This window comes from Xenorhabdus ehlersii (assembly GCF_003610465.1).
In the GTDB taxonomy this organism is placed as follows: Bacteria; Pseudomonadota; Gammaproteobacteria; order Enterobacterales; family Enterobacteriaceae; genus Xenorhabdus; species Xenorhabdus ehlersii.
The window spans coordinates 207,845-232,304 of record NZ_RAQI01000001.1 but is presented as its reverse complement, the minus strand read 5'-3'; the positions used below and the strand labels follow the sequence as shown (position 1 = coordinate 232,304).

The 24,460-nt window shown below is 44.6% G+C and carries 15 protein-coding genes; 6 read left to right on the top strand and 9 right to left on the bottom strand.

Annotation, left to right across the window (positions count from 1 at the left end; all coding sequences use genetic code 11):
* Positions 1 to 230 precede the first annotated feature (230 nt).
* From entS to fes, 4 genes are read right to left on the bottom strand one after another with little or no spacing between them, the layout of a single operon-like run.
* Positions 231 to 1,517, bottom strand: a complete 1,287-nt coding sequence (gene entS, locus BDE27_RS01020) for an enterobactin transporter EntS (RefSeq protein WP_099130726.1) — start codon at positions 1,515 to 1,517, stop codon at positions 231 to 233.
* A 47-nt stretch (positions 1,518 to 1,564) separates the two neighbouring features.
* Positions 1,565 to 10,150: an amino acid adenylation domain-containing protein gene (locus BDE27_RS01015; RefSeq protein WP_244208650.1), complete on the bottom strand. Its 8,586-nt coding sequence runs from the start codon at positions 10,148 to 10,150 to the stop codon at positions 1,565 to 1,567.
* 43 nt (positions 10,151 to 10,193) lie between these two features.
* The gene (locus tag BDE27_RS01010; RefSeq protein WP_099130727.1) at positions 10,194 to 10,448 is read right to left on the bottom strand and encodes an MbtH family protein; all 255 of its coding nucleotides are present in this window, start codon (positions 10,446 to 10,448) and stop codon (positions 10,194 to 10,196) included.
* Positions 10,449 to 10,494: 46 nt separating this feature from the next.
* A complete protein-coding gene (gene fes, locus BDE27_RS01005; protein ID WP_099130728.1) occupies positions 10,495 to 11,799 on the bottom strand; it encodes an enterochelin esterase in 1,305 nt (434 codons plus the stop codon).
* A gap of 309 nt (positions 11,800 to 12,108) precedes the next feature.
* Between fes and BDE27_RS01000 the strand changes: the two genes are divergently transcribed.
* The 6 genes from BDE27_RS01000 (at position 12,109) to BDE27_RS00975 (ending at position 19,546) form a co-directional block, all read left to right on the top strand.
* Positions 12,109 to 14,295 carry a TonB-dependent siderophore receptor gene (locus BDE27_RS01000; protein WP_099130729.1) on the top strand — a complete coding sequence of 729 codons (2,187 nt, stop codon included), beginning with the start codon at positions 12,109 to 12,111 and terminating at the stop codon, positions 14,293 to 14,295.
* Positions 14,296 to 14,413: 118 nt separating this feature from the next.
* Complete coding sequence (locus BDE27_RS00995; protein ID WP_099130730.1) at positions 14,414 to 15,604, top strand: isochorismate synthase; 1,191 nt, start codon at positions 14,414 to 14,416, stop codon at positions 15,602 to 15,604.
* Positions 15,601 to 17,223, top strand: a complete 1,623-nt coding sequence (locus BDE27_RS00990; protein WP_099130731.1) for a (2,3-dihydroxybenzoyl)adenylate synthase — start codon at positions 15,601 to 15,603, stop codon at positions 17,221 to 17,223. The genes BDE27_RS00995 and BDE27_RS00990 overlap by 4 nt, the downstream gene beginning before the upstream one ends.
* Positions 17,224 to 17,242: 19 nt before the next feature.
* Positions 17,243 to 18,121, top strand: coding sequence for an isochorismatase family protein (locus tag BDE27_RS00985; RefSeq protein ID WP_099130732.1), 879 nt, complete (start codon positions 17,243 to 17,245; stop codon positions 18,119 to 18,121).
* Positions 18,118 to 18,891: a 2,3-dihydro-2,3-dihydroxybenzoate dehydrogenase gene (dhbA, locus tag BDE27_RS00980; RefSeq protein ID WP_099130733.1), complete on the top strand. Its 774-nt coding sequence runs from the start codon at positions 18,118 to 18,120 to the stop codon at positions 18,889 to 18,891. Before BDE27_RS00985 ends, dhbA begins: the two co-directional genes overlap by 4 nt.
* A 160-nt stretch (positions 18,892 to 19,051) precedes the next feature.
* On the top strand, positions 19,052 to 19,546 hold the full coding sequence (locus BDE27_RS00975; RefSeq protein ID WP_099117792.1) for a TIGR00645 family protein: 495 nt from the start codon (positions 19,052 to 19,054) through the stop codon (positions 19,544 to 19,546).
* Positions 19,547 to 19,619: 73 nt separating this feature from the next.
* Here the strand turns inward: BDE27_RS00975 and BDE27_RS00970 are convergent, their stop codons facing one another.
* The 5 genes from BDE27_RS00970 to BDE27_RS00950 form a co-directional block, all read right to left on the bottom strand.
* Positions 19,620 to 20,105 carry a tellurium resistance protein TerW gene (locus BDE27_RS00970; protein ID WP_099130734.1) on the bottom strand — a complete coding sequence of 162 codons (486 nt, stop codon included), beginning with the start codon at positions 20,103 to 20,105 and terminating at the stop codon, positions 19,620 to 19,622.
* 142 nt (positions 20,106 to 20,247) lie between these two features.
* Positions 20,248 to 21,171, bottom strand: coding sequence for an HpcH/HpaI aldolase/citrate lyase family protein (locus tag BDE27_RS00965; protein ID WP_099130735.1), 924 nt, complete (start codon positions 21,169 to 21,171; stop codon positions 20,248 to 20,250).
* The gene (locus BDE27_RS00960; protein ID WP_099130736.1) at positions 21,171 to 22,250 is read right to left on the bottom strand and encodes a cysteine protease StiP family protein; all 1,080 of its coding nucleotides are present in this window, start codon (positions 22,248 to 22,250) and stop codon (positions 21,171 to 21,173) included. The genes BDE27_RS00965 and BDE27_RS00960 overlap by 1 nt, the downstream gene beginning before the upstream one ends.
* Positions 22,243 to 23,016 (bottom strand): hypothetical protein, encoded by a 774-nt coding sequence (locus BDE27_RS00955; RefSeq protein WP_099130737.1) that lies wholly within the window; start codon positions 23,014 to 23,016, stop codon positions 22,243 to 22,245. Before BDE27_RS00955 ends, BDE27_RS00960 begins: the two co-directional genes overlap by 8 nt.
* Positions 23,009 to 24,187: a phosphoribosyltransferase domain-containing protein gene (locus BDE27_RS00950; protein ID WP_099130954.1), complete on the bottom strand. Its 1,179-nt coding sequence runs from the start codon at positions 24,185 to 24,187 to the stop codon at positions 23,009 to 23,011. The genes BDE27_RS00955 and BDE27_RS00950 overlap by 8 nt, the downstream gene beginning before the upstream one ends.
* Between the last annotated feature and the right edge of the window lie 273 nt (positions 24,188 to 24,460).

Genomic DNA, 24,460 nt, shown 5'->3' with positions numbered 1-24,460 from the left:
AAACCATCAAGGTGATAGTTGTCTAAAAAGCAGAGACAGATTAAAAAGGCGTGCTGATTTTTAGATTGTTATCAAAATAAAGCGGGTTTAATCAAAGCCATCACCTACACTATTTACATCACCAATGCACACCATAAAATGCCACATTTTATTATCCTTTATTTTAATAATATTTAACAACACCACAACACATCATGTTATGGTGTTATTTCCGTTAACTATGGTTTCAATTAATTATCACTTTGCTGAGGCCCATGTTCTAAGGTGTTTGTTTCTGATAATGGCATGCGGTCACGCAGTGTAGAATGACGTAAAGGTTTTACTACTGCTGCAAGCAACAAGCAGGTAAGTGCAGCAACAGTTCCAAACGAAAAGACGGTGATTACCGGAGATAGCAAACGTCCCATAAAACCTAATCCCAATGCCCCCAAAGAATCACCAGTAACATCTTGAGCAGTGACAAAACTGTTCACTCGCCCCAATAAATGATCCGGTGTATGACTCTGAACAAGGGTAAATTGCAGTAAGGATGCGAATGCATTCAAATATCCATAACAAACCAACACAAGTAATGCCAGAACGATATTGGTGACGATCCCTAGCATAGATAACGTGATAAAAGAGCACAGAGCACATATAACAAGCAGAACACCAGGCCGGTTACTTCGTCCTATCCAACCGCTGGTAAAGGCTCCGAGCATGGCTCCCAGAGGAACAGCGGAATACATCAAGCCCGTTGCTGACGGCCCTTGGTGGTATACTTCTTGAGATAATGCAGGAAACAGAATACGAACAGCGCCTGCGATACTGATCATCATCCCCACCAATATGACACTGCCCACAATCTTATGCTGACAAACAAATTTCACTCCGCTTATCAAAGCACTGATTGGATGCTCTTGTTTACTTGGCTGAGGCTTCATTTCAGGAAGCCTCATCAGGGGTAACAATGTGGCTAATGTACCGATTGCTGCAACAGCAAAGTTCCATCCCGGTCCACCAGCAACAATAATAATACCTGCCAATGCCGGTGAAATAATGGCACCTATGCGAACAGTAATCATGCTCAAGGCGCCTGCCGCAGCCAGATTTTCCCGCCCGACTAAATTGGGGATGGCTGCCATTAATGCCGTCATACCCAACGCACCAAAAAAACCATCCCAAATAGAAAGAAAATAGAGCATATACAGGGACGGAGAGTCTAAAAATGCGTTAAAGCTCAGTGCGACAAAACCGATACCACAAGTACCACGGGCAAACAAAATGAGTTTACGCCTATCATAACGATCAGCCAGTATTCCCCCTAAGATTAAGCCGATGAACATACCGACTCCGTCCAGTGCAACCACAATTCCCACCTGTAAGGTAGATCCTGTCAGAAACTGCATTTGGACAGGAACCCCAACCGTCAGCATTCCTAATGCAAAGACAGATAACATACGGGCAATAAAGATAGCGCGAAAATGGGCATTATTTTTAAGTAAACTAAAATCCAAAAAAATTGATGAAGTAGCCATAATGTTCCATACGATGCGTTAAATACGATAAAGTCAATTGCGGTAGCTTAATTACGGTGTCGTTTCAACAAGCCATTCAGCAGTGGCCCCCATTGCTCCAACGAATCTGGAGAAAGGATATCTGCATGTTCACAATCTTGCCGATAAACCCTTAAATGGCGAATCCAAGGTGCCCATGTCTCCTCGACATCCAATTCCGGTGGCAACGTCCGCGTAGCCACAAACAACGTAGCTTCGCCATCATATTTCTGGTTAACAGCGGATAATAAACTGCGGACAGCGTCTCGATAGTTAGCCACAATATCTTCAAACATTGCCTGCTTTTCCTTACGCAGTTGCGGATCATGCTCATCTTCTGTAGCCGCCATAAACTCTGCCTGTTCACGGGCAATTTCCTGTTTGGCTTCTTCTTCGCTTAACCCTCCCCAATCCTGACCTTCTGGAGGATAAGCGTCCAACAATCCCAAGAAAGCCACTTCCTCACCTTCTTGCTGTAAACGGATAGCCATTCCCTGAGCCAACATTCCTCCCAGAGAATAACCCAGCAAGTAATAAGGCCCATGAGGTTGGATATTTCGTAAAGTCGCCAAATGGCGTGTGCACATTGCGTCGAGACTGTCGCAGTCAGCAATGACACCGCGAGGACGAGGAGATTGTAATCCGATAATCGGCCAGTCTCCCTCCAGATAACGCAGCAACCCACTGTATTGCCAAGAAAAACCTGACGCCGGATGCACACAGAACAGTGCCGGCCCGATTCCTTCCCTCAACGGCAAAACCTCGCCTATTCCACTGTTTTCGTCCGAATTTTTCTTCTGTTCATCCACCAGTAGTGCACTCAATTTTTCTACACTTCGCGCGACCATAATATGACCGACTGAAACACGAAGATTAAGGCGTCGATGTATTTCGGCTGCCAAACGCATTGCCAGCAACGAATGCCCGCCCAAAGCAAAGAAATCGTCATCAGCCCAAACAATGTCGCACTCTAAGATTTCCGCAAACAACTTAGCTAGCTGACTTGCCAAGCCCGCCTGCGGTAACCTGCCAGTCGTTAATTTCTCTGGCATTGGGAGTGCCTTGCGATTCAATTTTCCATTGGCACTTAGCGGGAATTTTTCCTGTATTACATAGCTGACCGGCAGCATATAAGCAGGCAATCGTTTCATCATCGTGTGTTGCAGTGCTTCAATATTCAATGTCACATCTGATTGCGGGATTACCCAAGCAATTAGCTGACGCGCATCAACATTCTCAATTGCCTGACTTGACTTACCTAACTCACGTGCAGCAACCGCAGCCTGAGCCACTCCTGGTTGTTCTAGTAAAACTTGTTCAATTTCACCCAGCTCAATACGCTGACCACGTATTTTTAATTGATCGTCACTGCGTCCAAGGTATTCAACCTCACCATTTTCTGACCAGCATGCAATATCCCCCGTTCGGTACATCCGCTTACCCGATGCAAACGGATCGGCCACAAAACGGCTGGCTGTCAAATCAGCTCGGTTCAGATAGTTTGTCGCTAACTGAATACCACTGAGATAAAGATCACCCGCCACGCCAATGGGAACAGGGCGCAACCAAGGATCTAAAATACGCAATTGGGTATTCCATACCGGCCGGCCGATAGGAACACCAGCGCTACTACAACGCTGTAATGCCTCACCAAACGCAGGTTGCCATGTCACATCCACCGCCGCCTCTGTTGGCCCATAAAGATTATGCAAAGGTGCAGTGATCAGCGTTTGGTAGCGATGTGCCAGTTCACAGGACAAGGCTTCCCCACTACAGAAAACACGTCTCAAACCACGGCAGAAAGGCGCTTCTTGTCCTTGTAACGCTAAAGAATCAATGAATGTTGCCAGCATTGATGGCACAAAATGTAAGGTCGTGACATGGTAATCATCAATAAGTTGTCGAAGACGTGTGGGATCGCGATGCGCTTCCGGTGGCGCCATCATTAACTGAGCACCGGTCATCAACGGCCAGAAAAACTCCCATACAGAAACATCAAAACTACAGGGGGTTTTCTGCAATACCACATCATCTGTAGTCAATGGGTAAGTATCCTGCATCCACAATAAACGGTTAACAATGGCGTGGTGGCTTACCACCACGCCTTTTGGTCGCCCTGTAGAACCTGAGGTATAGATAATATATGCAGCATGTTCAGGCGTTACATTGGCGGCAGAATGGATAGGTTGTTGTGTTTCATCTGCCAGTTTATCCAATAATAATAGAGAAGCCTGACTGGCAAAACGGGCCTGATACTCACTTTCTGTCATCACTAATCGAGGTTCAGCATCTTCCAGCATGATGGTCAAGCGTTCATCAGGATAGCCGATATCAAGAGGCAACCATGTCGCCCCTGCTTCCAGAATCGCCTGTAACGCCAGACTTAGCCGAACCGAACGTGATAATGCAACCCCAACAATATCCCCCGCTTGTACACCCGCTTCAATTAGACGATCAACCAATAGCCGAGTTTGCAGGCGCATTTGCTGGTAGGTCAGACGATGATGACAATCCAACAACGCCAAATCGTCCGGCGTTTTGCCTGCCTGCTCAACCACAATCTGATGAAGTGTTTTGGCTGGAATATCACGATAAGTGTTATTAACTTCCTCAATGAATGCGGCTTCATCGACTGATTGTAACCCCCATTCCCGCAGAGCAATCTCAGGCCGTTCGATTAATTGTTGGCACAAGAACAGTATGCGTTGTGCCAAATGTTCAGGCTGTTTAACGCTTTCACGGTATTCCATTAATAAGCGCAGACGCTTACCCGGCAATACCAATAACGTCAAAGGATAATGGGTATAACCACGGTTATTGATTCCTTGGCAGAGAATGCCTTCAATATTTTCTTTATTTCCTTTGTCTTGCTCCACATTAGGATAATTTTCAACTACCAATAAAGTATCAAAAAGCGTGCCAGTACCTGCAATTCGCTGAATCTCGCCCAAGCCAATATTGTCATGTTCAATCAATTGGATCTGCTGTGCCTGTAGCTGTTCTAGTTGAGGCAATAGAGGTTGCTCCATATCCAGAATAACGCGAACGGGTAAGGTATTACTAAACAACCCGACATGCTGATCCAACCCATCAATCTGCCCAAACCGCCCCGATACAGGAGAGCCGAAAACAACATCAGATGAGCCACTTTGTATACTCAATAACAGCGCCCAAATCCCTTGCATCAGAGTATTGAGCGTTAAACCACGTTGCTGACACAAGTCAGTTAATGCCTGTTCCATCTCTGGTGCGAGTAATATCTCAAGCTCTTTAACCTCACCAGTATGGAGTTGTTCACCAAATAAACATGTTGGTTGAACACCTTTCAATACCTGTTGCCAACATTGACGAGAAGGCTCCGTTTCACGCGCCAATAATTGCTGAACTACATCTTGATAACGTATTTTAGGTGTATGTATCTCGGGTTTATGCAAGGCTTGCTCGCCTTGATTCAACAAGGTCAAAAGGTCTCGCACTAGAATAGGGGTTGACCAGCCATCAACGATCAGATGATGAGCATTTAGCAATAGCGTATGGTGTAAACTTCTACCGTGACGCACCAGCAATGCATGTAACATCGCTGCTGGTTGTTGAAAGAGGTTCCGCGTGAGTTCTGCTTTTTCCAGTTCCCGTAACGCTATCTCTCCCTCTTCCGCTGTCAACTCAGGTAGTTGATGGCAATCAAGTGTCCAATAATCTTTGTCATCAGAAATGAGGGGGATCAATTGCAATGGAGAGACGCATTGTTCAGTATCAAATTTTGCAGCTATCTGAGGATGATGCCGTACTAAAACTGACAGCGCCCGACGTAGCTTAACAACAGACAATGATCCGAACAGGGAAAGGCGCGTCAATGAGTTATAGCTGCCATGCTCGGTGGCTGTTTGTGCATGGAATAATAACCCTTGTTGTAGTGGCAGTAACGGTAATACCGCGGATAGTGGGCCATAACGTTCAGTCAACTGAGTGAGATCGTTCTCCTCAATATCTGATAACCCAGTTTCTGCAGCGACTAAAGTTGCCATAGCCCGTAAGGGCTGCTGCCTGGCAAATTGGATTAAGCAATCAGCCGCCCACGCCATACCGCGATGTAATTCCGCAATATCTTGATGACTGAAAATACCATCAACCCATTGCCAGTTAACCACCAACTGTGGAGTGTTGCCCTGCTCATCCACAAACAAATTGATTTCTAAGCTGTGGCTTAGGGACATTTCGGGATCTTGATAAACCGCAAAAGCATCTTGGAAAAGATTCTTAGTTCGCCGTGGTGCCCATAAGTGATCTGTCTCGACAAAGCGCCCCAGATAATTAAATAAAATCTCTGGTGTTTCTTGCGTTGCCAGTATTTTCCGCCCTGTTTGATCAAGGTAGCGCAGCAAGCCATAACCGACTCCGCGATCAGGCACTGCGCGCAAAACACTTTTCACCGCCCTAACTATTTCAACAATAACCATCCCAACAGGTTGGTGCTCTCCTGTTAGTGGCAAACCTACCACTATTGGGTACTCAGCGGTTAGCCAGCCAACCGTGCGAGCTAAGTCGCCTGTTTGATCTAATTCAATGCGACCATGAGATTCTAACTGGAAACGTAACTTATTGACGTTAAAATGACGATAACAAGCCATTGCCAATATTGTTAATAACATTTCTTCAATATTAGCGTGGTATTGCTTTGGCAATATTCCTAATAACGCGATTGTTTGCTCGCCGCTCAATAATGTTCGCTCCTTGCAGGAGGTTATTTGGCGATCCCGCTGTACATCCAGCGGACGCTGCCCTAAAAGAGGCGTTTTTTCATTTAGCATTCGTTGCCAAAAAGGCAATTCAACCACACGTTGTGGTAAATTTTGGCGTAGATAATCATTCCAATCGTATAGAGTGTACTCTTCTGTGGGTAAGACTATGGGCTTACCTGCGATTGCTGCTTCTACTCCCTGACGCAATTCATCCAATAATATTCGCCATGAAACGCCATCTGTTGCCAGATGGTGAATAACAAGCACTAATCCTTTAGATATTCCTCCATGTTGCAATAAACAAGCATGGAATAACTGACCGCTCGCCGGTTCCAAACGCATAACCGCATCATGGAAAGCTTGCTCGGCACAGGCTTCAATATCTGCGCAATCTTGCCATAGACTGTAATGAGTTGCTTCAGATACCGAAATCGACTCACCTAAAACCAAGCGATCATCACGAGTAAATGCGCGTAGTACAGGATGCGCGTGTTCTAAGGCAACCAATGCTTGTGATAAGTGTTGTGGCTGCAATTCTGCGGGGACATGTATAAATACACCGTGAACAAAACGGGTATTAATTCCATGAAACTCAGCAAACCAATGTAAAATAGGCAGGCTATCAATCGTCCCTTTTTGAATGCGTGTAGTCACAGGCTTAACCATGGCAATAGGTGTCATCTTTAACGCCATGCGCGCAGGTGTACGTTCACTGAAAATATCCCGCGGACGTAACTGCCAACCAAGGCGACGTAATTGCGTTCCTAGCGCCATCGCAGAAATACTATCTCCCCCCAACGCAAAAAAGTCATCATCGGCACTGACTTCTTGCACACCTAATAAGCTGGAGAATGCCCCACAAATAGATTTTTCCTGCTCACTTTCCGCTTTTCTGCCCACTGGCAATTGAAATTGCTGTGGTTTGGGTAATGAATTACGGTCAATTTTGCCATTGATCGAAATAGGTAAGGTTTCCAATACCATTAAGAGGGAAGGAACCATATAATCAGGCAGTTTCTTTGCCAGTGCAGCCAGCAGCAGAGCCGAGATATTGGGTAAAGCACGTTGTTGCTCATCCGGTACAGCGCAATACCCCACCAACCGATATGTTGCACCGACAGGTTCAGCAATGACTACCGCAGAACTAACCTCTGGTAAATCAACCAGAGCATTTTCTACTTCACCTAACTCAACACGGAAACCTCGCACTTTAACCTGATGATCCACTCGACCAATAAATTCAAGCAGCCCATCAGGGCGCCAACGCATAAGATCACCACTGCGATACATCACTTCGCCGTGACGGAATGGATTGGCGACAAAGCGTGTTGCTGTCATCCCTGGGCGATGCAAATAACCACGGGCAATACCCGCGCCAGAGAGATACAGTTCTCCCGCTGCACCGATTGGCACGGGTTGTAAGTAACGGTCTAAAAGCCAGATATCGGTATTAGCAACTGGACGCCCAATTACGGGCTGATCAGCCATCCGAATACTCCCCCCCAACGTATCAATAGTATATTCGGAAGGGCCATAATAGTTGTGGATATCCATTTGCGGCTGCTGTTTGAGTAATTCCCATAACCGTGGCGTAGCAGCCTCACCACCAATCATAATAAACGCAGGTTGGTGATTACCTTTTTCCAACAACCCACTATCGATAAGTTGGATCAAGAAGGAAGGCGTAATATCCATGATATCAATCGGTAGCAGATTCATCTGCTGTACCACTCCCCATGCATCCCGCCTCAGTTCCTCATCAAAAATATAGAGTTCACTGCCTAAGATCATACAAAACAGTGGCTCCCAAGAGGAATCAAAGGAGAAAGACGCAGTATGTCCTGCACGTGCTCGTCGGCCATATTGCTGATAAAAATTCTCAATGGCAGGCCCAAATAAATGCGTTGCATGGGAAGTTAATAAATTCAGCAACCCGCCATGTGTGCTCATCACACCTTTTGGCTTACCTGTAGATCCTGAGGTGTAGATCATATAAGCCAAGTGTTCACCACGCAGTTTTTCGCGTCGTTCTTCGTCTGTGACAGGTAACGGGGATAAACGGGAACACAGCGTCGCTACCTGCGGATCATCCAGACAGATGACTTTGAGAGCTTCGGGCATTTGTTCCAGTGTATTCAGGTGGGTGATCAGCAAGGCTGGCTGAACATCATCACACATTAACTGTAAACGCTCCCGCGGATAATCGAGATCAAGAGGAATATAAGCCGCACCGCTGGCTAATACACCCAAAATAGCAATAATTGAATCCACTGAACGAGGAATGCCAATGGCAACCACATCCTCGGCTCCCATTCCCTGTAATAGCAAGAAACGTGCTAGTTGCATCACTTTTACCATCAATTGATGGTAAGTAAGCTGTTCATTGTGACAACGTATAGCAATAGCATCAGGCTGCCGTTCAACCTGTTGCAAAAAGAGATCCAGTACAGAAACTCTATCTATAGACGGTTGAGTTCTCGGCCCGCATGACCAGCTATCAAGCCGTTGTTGTTCTTGTGGCGGAATAAGTGGGATGAACGCAATAGATTGCTGCGGCTGCATGAGCAATTGATTCAACAAATAGCTGATCCGTTCACTGTGCCACTGTAACGTTTGTTCACTATACTTTTTGCGATTCGCGATAAGTGTCAGATGAAGCTGCTCATCATAACAACACAATTCAAATTCTAAATCATCCACGGGCCCCATCGCGAGTGTATGCGTCTTGATGGATTTACCGTCTAATTTCAACGCCTCATTATAGATTTTGTAATTAAACACGGGGCCATAAAGCGCATTGTTGCCACCGGATAATCCCAGATCACAACGCAGTTGTTCGGCTTCATACCGCTGGTAACGACGAACTTGCTTCATTTCATCCACAAACGCTTTTGCTACTTCTGCCAGGGACATCCTGTCTTGCAGTTTTATGTGCAGTGGCAAGAGATTAACTACTGGCCCCATCGCACAAAGCGCTTGAGATCCCAAGCGCCGCATAAAAGGAAAACCAATCGACAGATATTTTTCTCCACTCATGCGATAGAAATAGATGCAGAGTGCAGCCATCACAATTTCAGCCGGCTGGAATTGCCGCAGTAAATCATCTTCTCTTAATGAAACAAACTGAGTGAGGGGAAAATGACAATGATAATGCAGCGGTAATATATTGTTATTATTTACAATATTTTCAGTGGCAAGTGAAACAGCAACACCTCGTTCATAGGTATGCTTTTGCCAGAACGTGGCTGACTCTGCTTTCGCAGAGGATTGCTCCCAGCTCTGATACTCTTTGACGACTAATTCAAAGGAACAGAAAGGATTTTCAGTTGGCTGGCGACCTGCGCTTAACGCATTATAGATATCAATAATACGTCGAGTCAGAGCATCAAAACTGAAGCCATCCAACATAAGATGGTGAAAACGCAGATACCAGAACCAGCGCTCTGGCTGGGCATCAACCTTCATGATCACGTGTCGATATAAAGGACGTTCTCCATCGGCGGGTAACTCAGCAGCCAGATCTGTCTGCATTAATTCCTGAGCTCTGCTTTCTCCCTGTCCATGAGAGAAATCAAACCACTCAGGAGCAACTACCTGTTGCGCATTACGGAAAACAGGAATTTGCTGTACAGGCTCTCCCTCTTCATTAATAAAATATCGCGCGTGAATGGTATCGGCCTCAGCCAATCCCTGGCGAATAGCGGCATCAAATAGGGAGCGATCCAGTCTCCCATTAATTTCAATATAATGCGCAATGGTAAACACATTACGGTGGTTGGCAAGTTGATCAGCCACCCAAATTCCAGGCTGAGCAGCTACTAGTGGCAACGTTAGATCGACTGATTTAATTTCAGAAAATGGCAATACATTGGGCACGTTTGATTTCCTTTCTTATCGACAGGTTAAACCATCAGCATTATCAGTTTGATTTATCCGTGGTTTGCACAGATGGTTTACGCGGATCGAAATTACGCAGACTAGCCGGGCGCATATCCTCCCAGTGCTCTTCTATGTATGCGATACAGGCAGCCCGTGAATCTGGGCCAATAACCCGCTCCCAACCGGCGGGTTGTGCGGCAAAAGCCGGCCAAAGACTATATTGTTGTTGATTATTTATCAGTACATAAAAAGTGGCTTCGTCATCATCAAAAGGATTCTTTTGTTCCAAATTCATTTTTAATTCTCATCAATTCTTGGATTTCAATAATCGGTTTGTCGTATCATTTCTTAGCCAATAACCAACTAAGGCCATCAATTAACCCACCACGCCAGCACAACACATCATGCCCACCATTAAACACGCGATAATTCACGTTGTGCCCTGCCCCTTGCAACGCAGCATGCATTTGATCATTGACAAAATGGATATCTGCTTCACGGGAACCCGCTTCCTGAAAGATTTTTAATGACGAAGGAATAACTTTGTGCCCAAGAACCTGCTGTGTCAGCCAACCAAGGTTATGCTCAGCAGATGACATAAACTGTCGAACAATTTTGCTATCAGGCCACCAGAAAGACCCTGATTGTGTGAGAACACAGCCAAAACGTTGTGGCCAATGGAGTGCGGCATACAATGCCGCCAACCCACCGTAACTCTGTCCTGCTATCACTGTTTGTTCAGGATCATCGCTAAAAGCCGCATACTGTGCGACAAGCGGCAACAATTCATCCTGGATCGCTTGCCAAAAATCTGGGTTGCAGGGAAGCTCCCGCTCTCGATGCGGCATATCAATAACATCAATCAACAGCCAAACCGCCTCTGGTATCTGCCGTTTTTCAGTCGCTATATCAATCACAGAAAAAACCGGCACTCTCTCCGCCCAAGTCAACCCATCCAAGAGGATGATAAGAGGGCGAGGGTGAGCAGTTTCTTCCCCCGTGGAATAAAGCCAAACACGCCTTCGATTGTTAAGCCGCTCACTGTGCCAATGCAAAAGCAAAGGTTCTCGTTTATCTGGCTGTGCAGCATGATGTGGGCTGATTCCATCAACGAGTGACCATGCAGTCTGTGCAGGAGCATGAGGCATATGAATTGCCGATAAAGGCAAACCAAGCCCATTACGATGACAACCCTGTAGATTCAAAGGATCTGAAATGGATAATGGAAAGAGTGAAATCCACCATTCACGTTGCTGTTGATTGCGATGCTTGATTTCATCGGAAAATTGGGGGGGCAAATGTGCGTCAGTAACAGGTATAAATCGATAACTTCCTCTCCAGTTATCTTCAACATTCACTGACCAATACCAGATATCCGTTTCAGGCAATCGTTGTAGGCTCTGGGGTTGTGGACGGTGGTGATCAGTGATGCCATTGATATCGATGTAGACTTGGCGAAAAGGTGAATTTTGTTCGTCCCCATTAGGATCTCGCCAAAAGAAGGTTGTTTTAACTTGATGATTATTTGCAATTTCTATAATGGGAGTTCCCAAAATAGCAATATTTTCCCACCACAACTCACTGCCAACATGACGGGCAGATAATAAATTATCTACCGTACCTAGTGGCTGAAATACTAACGTCATCCCTTTATCCCCTTCAAAAAAATCCGCTCACAAATGACATATCCATTTGATACACCACACCAGCAACGATCTCAGAAAATAAAAACGGTTATCATTCGCCAATGATATTGATAATGATTTTTGTTTGCAATATTATCCAATTTATTTTATTAATCTTAACCGCTGGCTAACAGAATTAATGGCGCATTATCAGGAGTAACGAGGCAGGAGGCCTTCACTATTCAGCTTAGCCATAATGGTGTCGCCTTAATTATCAATTTGATTTTTAAAAAGTTATTTTAAAAATATCTATATTGAGAGATGAAATCTATGGTACTGCCTATCAAGAATAAGACATTGAAAACCGCAAAAAGAACAAATAGAAACTATAACTATAATAAATTATTCTTATCGCTTACTTCTATCTTACTGCTATCTCCCTATGCCTCAGCCAATAATGGGACTGCCAATAACAACGAAGATACCTTAATCATCACAGGCAAGATGGAAGGGTATTCTGAAAAAAACTTTGTAGAATCAGACAGTGCCGCAGGCACCAAAAGCCTCACTCCGCTTATTAAGACTCCCCAGTCAATCAGCGTCATCAATCGCACACAAATAGAAGCACAAGGCGCAATGAGCGTTGCCGACACACTGAATTATTCAAGTGGTGTTGTGACTAACTACCGCGGCTCTTCCAATCGTAACGACGAAGTGATTACCCGTGGTTTTCGTTACGCCCCTAAATTCCTTGATGGGTTGAGTTATGGTAATCAGCTCGATCCTTGGTTATTGGAACGTGTGGAGTTAGTGCATGGACCGGCATCTGTGCTATATGGTCAGGTCAGCCCTGGCGGCTTGATTAATATGACCAGCAAAAGGCCGACTGACCAGCCTATCCACAAGGTACAGATGAAAGCGGGCAATCGGAGCCTTGGTGAATTGGCTTTTGATTTTGGTGGTGCTTTGGGGGATGACATTCCCGTTCTCTATCGTTTAAATGGTGTACTCAGCACCCAAAAGCAGTTCGTCAAAGACTATAAAAAAGAGCGGATTGCCATCGCTCCTGCGCTGACATGGATCCCCAACAATAATACGACGTTTACATTATTGACCAGTTATCAGTACGATCCCAAAGCGGGATTCCGTAATTTCTACCCTAAAAAGGGCACCGTAACATCGGTTCCCAATGTAGGCTATATTCCCTACAAAATGAATCTCAGTGAACCTTCTTTTAATCAGTCCAGACGGGAACAATACTCTATCGGCTACATTCTTGAGCATGACATTAATGATGTCTTCTCTTTCCAACAAAACCTGCGTTATTCAAAAGCAAATGAGCGTTTTAAGCTTTTCGTTTATGTATCGGATGTAAAAGACCTACCAACCAGTATCCAACGCCGCCCACAAAGGGAATACAGCAAAACGCAGTCATTTAATGTGGATAATCAGCTTAAGGCACAATTCTCAACCAGTAACATTGATCATAACGTCATCAGTGGAATCGATTACAAATGGGCGGATAGTCACAACAAAAGATGGCATAAAAGTGGCAGTCAATACGACTTTGATTGGTCAAATCCAGCTTGGGGTATTCCCGTCAATGAAAATGAGTTATCTCTTTCTTTAAATGATAAAAAGAAACTTTACCAGTTAGGTGCTTACGTACAAGATCAACTCAGTTGGGAAAACTGGAATTTAGTTCTGTCCGGGCGTTATGACTGGACTGAAACCAAGCAACAAGACATTATCAAAGACAGCTCAACAACACAGAAAGACCGAGCTTTTACAGGACGTGCCGGTTTATTGTATGCCTTTGATAACGGCATTTCGCCTTATATCAGTTACAGCACTTCCTTTGAACCTAACCTGTCTCAAGGGGCACCGGGTACACCGGCATTCAAACCCACAACAGGTGAACAAACTGAAATCGGTATTAAATTCCAACCAAAAGATCACGATACCCTGTTAACACTTTCCCTGTTCGATATCACCCAGAAAAACGTAACCACCCGTAACCCAGTCACCCGCTTTAGCGAGCAAATTGGCAAAATTGGTTCAAAAGGAGCAGAGGCCGAAATTCATTCCCAAATCACACCAGAAATTAACCTGATGGCAAGCTATACCTACACAGATACTAAAACTAAAGACGATAGCAATACCTCACGTATTGGTCAAAGAGTCCCTTCAGTGCCTGAACATGCAGCATCTGCCTGGGGCAGTTATAGCTTCACACAAACTGCACTAAAAGGATTTACCTTGGGAGCAGGTGTACGCTATATCGGATCGACTTCCGGTGATTATGAAGAAACATTCCACGTCAAGCCCTATACCCTCTATGACTTGATGGCGAAATACGATCTTGGCGAAGCCTCCCCGCAATTAAAAGGTGCCAGTGTACAACTGAATGTGAATAACCTGACCAATAAACGTTATGTCGCTTCGTGCTCGAATGTAGAAGCCTGCTTCTATGGTAGCGGGCGCAGCATCGTTGCCACAGTGGAATATAACTGGTAAAGCAAAACTCATTGACTCCAGTGGCATCAGGCAAAAGCTTTTTGCCACTGTGAATTGCGTCTATCAACATTAATACGTATTAAATGACTTTTTTATTAAATAGTAACAGGGAAATATCGTGCTTAAGTTAACGACTGAATATCACACATCCGAATTATTGGATTTTAGTTGTGATGATTTTGTGTTCCTATCTTCAAATAAGAGCCTACATGCACGAGGACGTTTTGCCAAAGTAACAACTCCCGCCAATCATTATGGTGATATTGATAACCTATTAAGTGACCATCTATCTCAATTATTCCTTCAAGCTGAACAAGCCGGAATTAAAAATCCTATTGCAGTCGGGGCAATCCCTTTTGATAAACGCCAACCTTCCGCCCTCTACATACCTTATGAATACCGTTGGCTGGAACGGGAAACCGCACATTTTTCCACTCGATCTTCTATGCCACCGTTACAAATAAAGCAATGGCATTTATGGCCGAAAAAAGAAGAATTTTGTCAGATGGTCTTGCAAGCTGTTGACGCCATACATCATGGCTTGCTTGATAAGGCCGTCCTTTCGCGTCTACTGGATATTGAATTTGATCGGAAACCTGACTCTATCCAGCTTTTTACGCAACTTAATGCCCAAAACCCTTATAGCTACAACTTTCATATTCCACTAGAAAACAGCACATTAATTGGTGCTAGTCCAGAACTTCTACTACGTAAACAGGGCAATACCCTTATTTCTCAACCACTGGCAGGTTCGTCACGCAGAAGTCACAATATCCTGGAAGATAATGCGTTGCGCCAATCACTGCTACATTCAGCTAAAGATCACCATGAGCATCAATTAGTAATTGATGCGATCCGAACCGCACTCACTGAACATTGTACTGAATTGATGATCCCAGACTCTCCTTCAATATTCAGCACCCCTTTACTTTGGCACCTCGCGACAGAAATACGCAGCGAATTGCGTAATAAACACACTAACGTTCTCTCCCTTGCTGGCTTACTCCATCCGACTCCGGCACTTTGTGGAACACCAAGAGAACGAGCCTACGAACTTATCGCTCAGCTCGAACCCTTCGAGCGCAACTATTTTGGCGGGATTGTCGGTTGGTGTGATACCAAGGGCAATGGTGAATGGGTTGTTACCATTCGTTGTGGTGAATTATTCGAAAACCATATTCGACTCTTTGCAGGAGCAGGCATCGTAGCTGACTCACAACCCCATGCTGAATGGCAAGAAACAGGGGTGAAACTTGGCACCATGCTACAAGCTCTGGGATTATCTGACAGTAAGGAAAGTGTGTTATGAGTATTGAGTTTAATCGCTGGCCTGAAACATTATCACAACGCTATCGCCAGCGCGGCTATTGGCTTGACCTTCCCCTTTGCGACATACTCAGGCGTCATGCTGACAACGAAGATACTGCTCTGATTTGCTCATATCAACAATATACTTATCGCCAACTCAATCAACTCGTGGATAATCTGGCCGCTTCCCTCAAGCGCTGTGGTGTTCAGCATGGACAAACCGCATTGGTGCAATTAGGTAATATTGCAGAATTTTATATCACCTTTTTTGCTCTGCTGCGTTTAGGTGTGGTTCCCGTCAATGCTCTATTCAGCCATCAGCGTAGTGAACTCTTATCTTATGCCGAGCAAATTAAACCATCACTATTGATTGCAGACCGTAGCCATTCACTCTTTTCTGACAATGTATTTATTCACGAACTGCATACACATTACTCTTCACTGACACATATATTTCTGCGGGGAGATAACGACAGCCCGATAGACCTAACAACATTGATTAATGAAAAAGAAAACAATTTTATCGCGACGCCCACTCCAGCAGATGAAGTGGCTTTTTTCCAACTATCGGGAGGGAGTACAGGTATCCCAAAACTGATCCCCCGAACTCACAATGATTACTACTACAGCATTCGAGCCAGTGTTGATATCTGCCATTTCAATCCTCAAACACGCTATTTATGTGCCCTTCCTGCCGCACATAATTATCCAATGAGTTCACCAGGCGCATTAGGCGTTTTTTATGCTGGAGGCCAAGTGATTATGGCCAATGATCCCAGTACATCAAGCTGTTTCCCGTTGATTGAACAATATCGGATTAACGTTGCTGCTTTAGTTCCTCCTGCGGTAAGCCTATGGCTGGAAGCTATTGCACTGACAGGGGATAAATCACCACTGGAAAGTCTGGAGTTATTGCAAGTAGGTGGTGCCCGCCTGAGTGAATCGCTGGCACGAAGGATACCTTCAGAATTAGGTTGTCAACTGCAACAGGTATTTGGTATGGCCGAAGGGTTAGTTAACTACACACGCCTGGATGATGACGAACAAACTATTTTCACTACTCAAGGTCGCCCGATTAGTGATGATGATGAAGTGTGGATCTCCGACAGCCAGGGTAACCCGCTACCTTATGGGGTTCCCGGTCTGCTGATGACACGTGGGCCTTATACGTTCCGTGGATACTACCAAAGTCCTCAATATAACAATCAAGTATTTGATGAAAACGGTTTTTACTGTTCGGGTGATTTAGTCATTCAGACAGAGAAAGGCTATCTAAAAGTTGTGGGTAGAGAAAAAGATCAAATTAACCGTGGTGGTGAAAAAATTGCAGCAGAGGAAATTGAAAATTTACTGTTACGCCATCCACTCGTGATCCATGCAGCCTTGATCGCCATCCCTGATTCAATCATGGGAGAAAAGAGTTGCGCCTATGTCGTTACCCGTGAAGCGGTAAAATCAGCCATATTACGTCGCTTTTTACGCGAGCAAGGTATCGCTGATTACAAACTTCCCGACCGCTTTGAAAACGTTCAATCCCTTCCCATGACACCTGTCGGAAAAATCGATAAACAGAAATTACGTCACATTGCATACAGCACATTAATCCATGCTGCACCTTAACGTATCACAGAGGGACAAAATGAGTATTCCAACACTGAGTGACTACCTTCTTCCCACATCTCAAGAATTACCAACTAATAAAGTGAATTGGCCGCTTGATAACAAGCGTGCCGCACTACTCATCCATGATATGCAAAATTATTTCCTCAATTTCTGGCAGACTGACAGTCTGCTGGTGAAGCAGGTTATCAACAATATTTTGCATCTAAAAACAATGTGTAAGAAGCAGGGAATACCCGTCTTTTACACCGCCCAACCTGAACATCAGGATGATGCAAACCGTGGTTTGCTAAATGATATGTGGGGCGCGGGGATAAATCTGTATCCTGAGCAACAAAGCATCACTAACGCACTGACGCCCGAAAGCGATGACACCGTATTAATAAAATGGCGTTACAGTGCCTTTCAGCGTTCAGATTTGGAACAACAATTGAAAGGCATGGGGCGTGATCAATTAATTATCTGCGGTATTTATGCTCATATTGGTTGCATGATAACGGCTATAGATGCTTTTATGCGTGATATCCAACCTTTTTTTGTCGCTGATGCACTGGCAGATTTCAGCCACGACGAGCACATCATGGCATTACATTATATTGCTGGCCGCTGTGGTCGTGTACTAACGACAGAAACACTACTCAATGAAATATCTCCGCAACCTGAATGGACTCGCGAACGTCTCCGAGCTGAAATTTTACCTTTATTGGATGATGACTGTGGTGATATTGATGATCATGAAAACATGCTGGATTACGGTCTCGACTCGGTAAAAATAATGTCACTGGCAGCACGCTGGCGCTATGAAAACCATAATGTTGATTTTATCTCACTAATGAAAACCCCAACGTTGGCAAATTGGCTCAATTTGCTGACTGCTAGCTCAGGCTCCAAACTATGAACATAGCTTTTGATTTCAGCAATAAACATGTTTGGGTGACAGGTGCCGGAAGTGGTATTGGTTATCACATTGCCAGCCGATTCAGTCAGGCCGGAGCGAAAGTCATCGGATTAGATCTGGTATTTCCTGATTCTGCCCTTCCTTTTACTGCTTATAAGTTAGATATCAGTGACCATATAGCCGTAAGTCAGCTTTGCCATGAATTACTCACGGCAGAGCCTCATCTGGATGTATTGATCAATGGTGCTGGTATCCTGCGAACAGGACTAACAGAAAACCTGAGTTGGGAAGATTGGCAACAATGTTTCAATGTCAATGCTGGTGGCGCTTTTAACCTCTTTCAAGCCGTAATTCCACAATTTCAACGACAACGCAGTGGAAACATCGTTTCTGTTTGCTCTAACGCTGCTCATGTTCCACGAGTTGAAATGTCAGCTTATGGCGCTTCTAAGGCTGCAATGCGCAGCCTGTGCCAAAGTGTTGGGCTTGAATTGGCTCCCTACGGTGTACGTTGTAATCTGGTTTCTCCTGGTTCAACGGATACGCCTATGCTACGCAATATGTGGCAAAATGATATGTGGCAAAGCGATGCAATCAGGCAAAATATCATTAATGGTTTTCCTGACCAATTTAAGTTAGGTATTCCTTTGAAAAAAATTGCCCTACCGGAAGAAATTGCAAACACAATTCTTTTTCTTGCCTCAGATCTCGCCAGTCATATTACCTTGCAGGATATTGTTGTTGATGGTGGAGCAACCTTGGGTTGGTAAGTAACAGGATAGATGCAGGCTCGCTATTATAACAAGCCTGCATCATACAGTGCCTGCCTATGTATAGTTCATCATTGAACACTTAGCTGTGATATGTATTTCATAGCTTTCACACTCTTGATCTATACTATCGCCCCTTTTGTAACACATAAAAAACACAATGGAACGCTTTCTCGAAAACACAATGTATGCCTCTCGCTGGCTACTTGCACCGGTTTATTTCGGTTTATCATTGGCATTATTTGCCCTTGCAGTTAAATTTTTTCTGGAAATCATGCATATCCTGCCGAATCTTCTTTACATTACAGAATCCGACTTAATCCTGACGCTGCTTTCCCTGATTGATATGGCTCTGGTTGGAGGATTGCTGGTAATGGTGATGTTTTCTGGCTATGAAAACTTTGTTTCAAGCCTGGATATTCACGAAAGCAAAGAGAAATTAAGTTGGTTGGGGAAAATGGATGCGACCTCACTCAAAAATAAAGTTGCAGCCTCAATTGTTGCCATTTCCTCCATTCACTTGCTGCGCGTCTTTATGGATGCCAAGAATGTGCCGGACAATAAACTTATGTGGTATGTCATTATCCACCTCACCTTTGTTTTGTCCGCATTTGTGATGGGATATCTGGATAAACTTACGCGCCACAATCACTAAACGATCAATCAGTAAGCGAACAAGCAGACCAACAATCATCGCCCTGATGCCAGTTGAACCCAATCGGCTGGCATTACGGGATCCTTCGCTTTGATGAACTTCCTTTCACGGCCTCTTTTAACAGTTTTTCAATAAACTTATCCACGACCATTTCAACGACATCACTTCTGGTTGTCTCCAAGTGATTAGCCAAACTATCAATTTTTCTGATAACAGACATCCTCAGAGAAAGGGAAACCGGCTTTTTTTTCTCTTTATCAAGAAAAACATGGCTGGTGGCTTCTTCGGATTTAAAACTAAGATGCTGAGTAAGGAGTTCTTCAATCCTCCTTACATCTTTCTTAGTCAGAATTCCCTTATCAACTAACTGATAAGTATTTCCCATTTTGCTAAACTGGATATCTGCACAGTAAAGATCTCTCAATTCCCGCAATGCACGTGTTAACGTTGGCTCCGAACAATTCAGTTCCCTAATGATCCTAACCTTACTAACCGGTTTACCATGTGAAAGTAATAAGGTTAATTTGAAATTTCTAAATTGTTTGGAACTAAGTAGCATTTTTTATTACCAAGTCAGGGATAACAAACCCCAAGCCCTCTACTGTTAACTACAACATAACTTTCAGCATAACTACTATCACAGGTAAATCAATATCAAAACGAATGAAAAGCCTTAGCAATATTTTCGTCCGTTTAAGATCCTACGCTGCCTCAGGTTCTATACCATAATGCTCTGCTCGTTCGAGAATATTTACTGCCCAGCGTTGATGGGTGGCAGGTTCACACATCATTCCCTGCGATTTGAAAACAGCTTTACTGGAATTAAGAATGGTCAGCGCCTCAGCATGATCATGAGCACTAACCATCAGCGCTCTCTGGATGCATGTAATCTGTCTTGGGTGTATGGCCGTTTTTCCCACCAAACCGTGAGCAATATCCAATTCCAGCTCTTTTTCAAGTAATCTCAAATCATCAATATGTTCACAAACTGGTGCAGTCAAGGCAAATCCCCGCGCAACAAAAACGGCAACCAACATCTTAATAACGTATCCCATCGGCCCATCATACAGAGTGAAATTACGGGAGCGCCGCAGAGACATGACATTCATCAGATCATTACCACCAATACGCAAAGCAATAATGCGATCTTTGCAAGGGTGTTTTTTGAGAATGTCCGCAAGCTGGTTCATTTTCCGAACATCAAACACCTCTTCACTCTCCAATGTTGGCATAATGCACAGATGGGTTGAATTAATCACATCCCACCAGCCAGACAACGAAGCATGGGTAAATTTGGGCAAAACCAGCCCATCAATGGCACTGAGATCCACATTAGCAACCAGATAATTCGCCATCTTTTCATCACGCGGACGGATAAAAATCAGAGGACGATGGCGGTCGATATTGGAAGAAGAGATATCTGCTGTTGCCAATGTTTGCATAACCTCCCGGAGATTTTCGAGGGCAATGGGAATATCCTGCTCACTGACGGCATCTTCCAGACAAATAACCAGCGAGCGCAGATCGGGGAGCTTATTCTGTAACACAATTTCTGCAATGTCTTGGCGGGTGGCTGGCATATACAGAGTTGCGCCGAGTCGATGCGGAGAAGGGATTGGTTTCATCACGCTACCTTCTTAATGATAGTTACAGCACGATATTGACCGATTAGATCACCGACTTCCGTAATAACAACATCTTTCTGACGTGCAAAATGAACCAACAGGCCAACATCAGGATCATCCTGGGAACGTACGAGTACATGTTCTGGCACACGTCGTAATACTGCACGAGTTGCTTCTGCAATACCAGGTTTAATACGGTTAATACTGTCAATCTGGTATTTTTCAGCAAGATTAGAAATCACCGTTTTGCTCAATTGCTGCAAAAGTGTTTTTTCCTGCGGCAACCAAACCGCTTCTGGGATAGCAGCCCAATCCAATCGATTACGACAATCAGCGACAGTATCCACCAATAAGCGGCTGCATTCAAACTTGAGCAGGTGATCACACTGCACGCAACCGTGCAACCCTTCTTCATGCCAGATTGAACGTGATATCAATCCCGATACCGGCGCTCCCATAATACCGAAAGGAATCAACCAATCATCATCGCTGGCTGCCAGCCACGAACAGCCACAAGGATCAGCTAATACCACCAGACGTGGAATACCTGAATAACCATTCCGCTCCGCCAAAGATCGCGACAGTTCTGTGGTAATCGCGCCTTTGCCTGTCCAGCCATCAACAAATACCACGCCATCCGTTCCATGTTTCTGCTCAATATACGATAGCGCTGTATTATCAATACCACGATCCCGAATAATGCTGACGCCATAATGATAAGAAAGCTTGCCCATTTCCCTGAGCGTTTGATGCAACATCACCCCCAAAGGAACACCAGCCCTGACCAAGCTGACCAATACAATCGGCGTATCACCAAAGCGGGATACCAGAGCTTTGGCGAGCATCACAACTTCCGCCGCCAACCGAACAGCCCCTTGTCCAAGCGCTTTATCAAACAGTTCAAGGTGATAAGACGTGGGTTCTGGCTCCTGGCTTAACATATCCGAATAATGGCGGGCGCCAGACTGGATCAACTGCTCCTTAATATCCACAGGCGTCATCTCAATCTGAACGGGTTTTAGCAGGAATTGAACATCATCAGAAGCATAACTCCCAGAGAAAGGGGGAAAGCTATTCATTATTTACAGCTCCAAATAAGGCAGTCATTAATGTGCCAGCAAACTGGCTTTGCTGAGGCATACCAAACCAATCACACAATTGCATAAACCGGTGATCGCTCAGACTATCTCCCAGACCAATAACCGGGAAAACGCCTCTCTCAGCACGAAGCCTTTGCAAAAGGTGATGAGTTGCCAATCCCTTGTCAACACACTTTGGCAACACAGTAAGATTGTTATTGTTTTGATGAAAATAAAAGTCTTGATGGAAATGACTTTCTTGAGCCAAAGTTTCAGCCAGTATATTAAGCTCATTCAACCTATCGTGATTGCGGTGCTTGATGATCAAGAAAACAGGTACATCTCCGTACTCATAGTCAATGCGTACCCAGGCATCTATACCATAAGATGTCATCAAACGCTGGCTCAGACGTTCCAACTCACACAATCTATCCCGATATGACAACAATTCTGACAACATGCACGATTGCCAAAGCTCATCAACAGAACCTTCTGATGTGAGGATCACCGCACCGTGCGAAACAATACGCCAGGAACTGAAAGGGATCTGCACGCGGCTTAGCTGTTCTGTATTTCTGGCGGTGACTGGAATAACCTCTGCATGAGCCAACAACCAATCAACCAACATGGATTGTTTTTCCGTCATATAGCTGTGGGGAAAACATTTTCGATCCAATGCACCCACACGAAAAGATATTTCTTTCAGCTTCCGACGAGATTGAAATAATGTGTCATCAAGATCAGTCAAAAATACAGGCTTAATCATATCCAACGATCTCAACAACCGGAGAAATATGGGCAAGCTGCACCATCAACGCCGGATCAGCGGACATTTTTGGGGTTTCAAGACAAAGCAATATCCGATCAAATTTCTGGTGCGCAACATTATAGATAAAATTCGGGATGCCAAGCCCATAATTATCCATAAAAGCCATGACAGATTGGATGGCATGACCGCAAGAAATTGGAGAGCGGGTTGTCGAGCCAAATACCACCGATGCCCCTTCCTGCTCAAGCCGTTCAGCAAGCAGAAATGGCTGCCAGACAAATTCACTGGAACCCAATACCAATACATTTTCGCCTACTTTGGCATTGATTGCTGCACCAATATCACACTGGATTTCATCCAATCCCAACCGCCCCCAGCTCTGTTGACCTATGATGTTGATTTTTCCCCGAGCCGTAACATTGACCTGAGGCATCACCGGCACTGGGGCAGAGATATCTGCTTCCCACTGCCAATTCCCTTCAACCAGAGAAACCTCAGAAACCGGCAATGGGCTGCGTTTCACAACCGACTTCCCACTCCAATCCGTCAATGTCACGGTGACAATATGTTCAATATGCCCAAGCCCTGCATGACGCAGTGCATCCAGCAAATTAAGGAACGTGTTACCCGTGGTTGCTTCATCATCAATCAGAACCAAAGTTCGGGCATTTATCACCCGTTGGCGCAGACGGTTTTCTGCTGGCCAATAAATCAGATGATCCGTAGCATGGCTGTGATTTTCCTTAAACTCACACAATAAATCTCCATCAACCGGATGGCGTGTCGAAGTCAGAAATACTGGCTTATCGACTTTGTGTTTCGTTTCCTGAAATACGCCTGCTGCTAGCCCGACAGCCGTTTCTGCCATGCCAATATATAGGACTGGGCCGGGAATATTAGTGGGGAACCGTGCAGATAATTGTTGATAAACCGAACGCATGATCGATGGCTTGACCGGAATATGCCGTCCCAAGACTTTACTGACAAACAGGAATGCTCTTTTGGGATTACGCCGTTCAGCAATATCAAACAGGGTTTCCAGACATGCTGTGCCACGCGATGCCGTCACCGTCAATGTCCCACTGTTTAACTTTTTTTGGTAAACCCGTTTTTGGTAAACCTGTTTTTTATCAGTTTGTTTTTTATCAACATCGATGTCACTCAACATTGTCATGGAGACGCCTTTTCAAAAAAATCTCAGCCTGAACCAATAGGATAACTTTCAGCATTTGTTTTTAATTTGGTGAAATATATGTCGCAGTCTAGAGTCTCAAATAAGTACATGTCAATCATATTATGATTCTTTAGATTAAAATTTGTTTGACTTTTCTGCATGGAAAAGAAATCATACCAAACGAAACTAGGCTATTGTCTATCATACAGTTAATATTCAGATATACCTGTTTACGGGAGTCATAATATGACAGATTTAAGCTATCTA